Below are 1,387 nucleotides of genomic sequence, written 5' to 3' on the forward strand. Positions count from 1 at the left end.
GCCGGGGCGACCGCCGAGCGCGGCGCCCCGGCCTCGCCGACGCGCGGGCGCCGCCGCCTCGCCGACGCGCGGGGCGCCGCCGCCTCACCGACGATGGGGCGATGACGCGGACCGCCGACCCCAGCGACCAGGACGACCAGGACGACCAGGACGGTCGGAGTGACCCGCCCGACCAGGGTGACCGGCCCGATCCGGGGCACCGCCCGCCCGCGGGCGTGAGCGACGACGTCGTCGAGGCCGTCGGCGGTGTGACCGCCGCGTTCGAGGTCGTCGAGCACGCGCGCGGGATGCTCTACGCGTTCCACCGCCTTGTCGGGCGCGCCGACGAGGAGCTCGCCGCAGCCCTCGACCGGCTCGCCGACGCCGGGCACCCCGACGTCGCCGACGAGCTCCGCGCCGAGGTCGTCGGGCGCAACGTCCTCGAAGGGCGGTGGACGTTCCAAGTCGTCGAGGACTTCGACGACGGGTACTACCGGACGTTCCGCGAGGCGGAGCAGCGCACGCGGGACCGGCTCGTCGGTGGCCGTCGGCACGTGTACGAGTCGCAGCTCAAGGAGCGGAACCGCACGCACGGCCGCCCCGGGCACGAGTCGCGCCCGGCCGAGGGCTGACAGGCTGACGTGCCGGCCGCGGTCAGTCGGCGGCGGCGACCGCGGTGCGCGGGAACCGCTGCGCGAGGAACCCCGCGTACCCGCCCGGCGAGCGCCCCACGCGCCGCCCCGACGTCAGCACGTCCGTCACGTCCGTCGCGACGACGAGCGCCCCCGCCGACCGCAGCGCGGCGACCAGGGCGACGTCCTCGTGCTCGCGCTGCGGCGAGAAGCCGCCCGCGGCCCGGTAGACGTCCGCGCGCACGCCCAGGTTGGCGCCGTGCACGTGCCCGTTGGGACGACCCGGGACGCGTGTCGCACGCCACGCCTGCTCCTCGTGCGGCAGCAGGTCGCGCGGGTCGGGGCGCACCGTCCCGACGACGACGTCGGCCCCCGCGTCCGCGAGACGCACCTGCTCGGTGAGCCAGCAGGCGGGGACCTGCGAGTCGGCGTCCGTGCACGCCAGCCACGTCCGGTCCGCGGGCAGGCGGGTCGCCGCGAGCGCGGCCCGCACCCCGGCGGCTCGAGCCCGGCCGACGTTCCCGCCTCGGGTCTCGACCGTCCGGACGCCGGGGAAGCGGGCGACGACCGCAGCGGTCGCGTCGCGGCAGCCGTCGAGCACCACGACGACGTCGACCGTGACATGGGCCGGCAGGCGGCTCGCGGCGTCGAGCACGGACGTCAGGCAGCGGCCGACGAGCTCCTCCTCGTCGTGCGCGGGGATCACGACCGCCACGTGGGCGACGGGCGCGACGGGCGCCCGCCGACCGCGGCGCACGGGTGCGGCCGGTGCGAGC

Annotated in this window: 2 protein-coding genes; one reads left to right on the plus strand and one right to left on the minus strand. The window is 78.1% G+C overall.

Going from position 1 to position 1,387, the window contains the following annotated elements; genetic code table 11:
• Nucleotides 1–101 precede the first annotated feature (101 nt).
• Complete coding sequence (locus tag CBZ_RS18815; protein ID WP_246013547.1) at nucleotides 102–611, plus strand: hypothetical protein; 510 nt, start codon at nucleotides 102–104, stop codon at nucleotides 609–611.
• 22 nt (nucleotides 612–633) lie between these two features.
• Here CBZ_RS18815 and CBZ_RS18820 read toward each other — a convergent pair.
• The coding region (locus CBZ_RS18820; RefSeq protein ID WP_373862201.1) for a glycosyltransferase family 2 protein at nucleotides 634–1,387 on the minus strand (754 nt) is incomplete at its 5' end.

The organism is Cellulomonas biazotea (assembly GCF_004306155.1).
Lineage (GTDB): Bacteria > Actinomycetota > Actinomycetes > Actinomycetales > Cellulomonadaceae > Cellulomonas > Cellulomonas biazotea.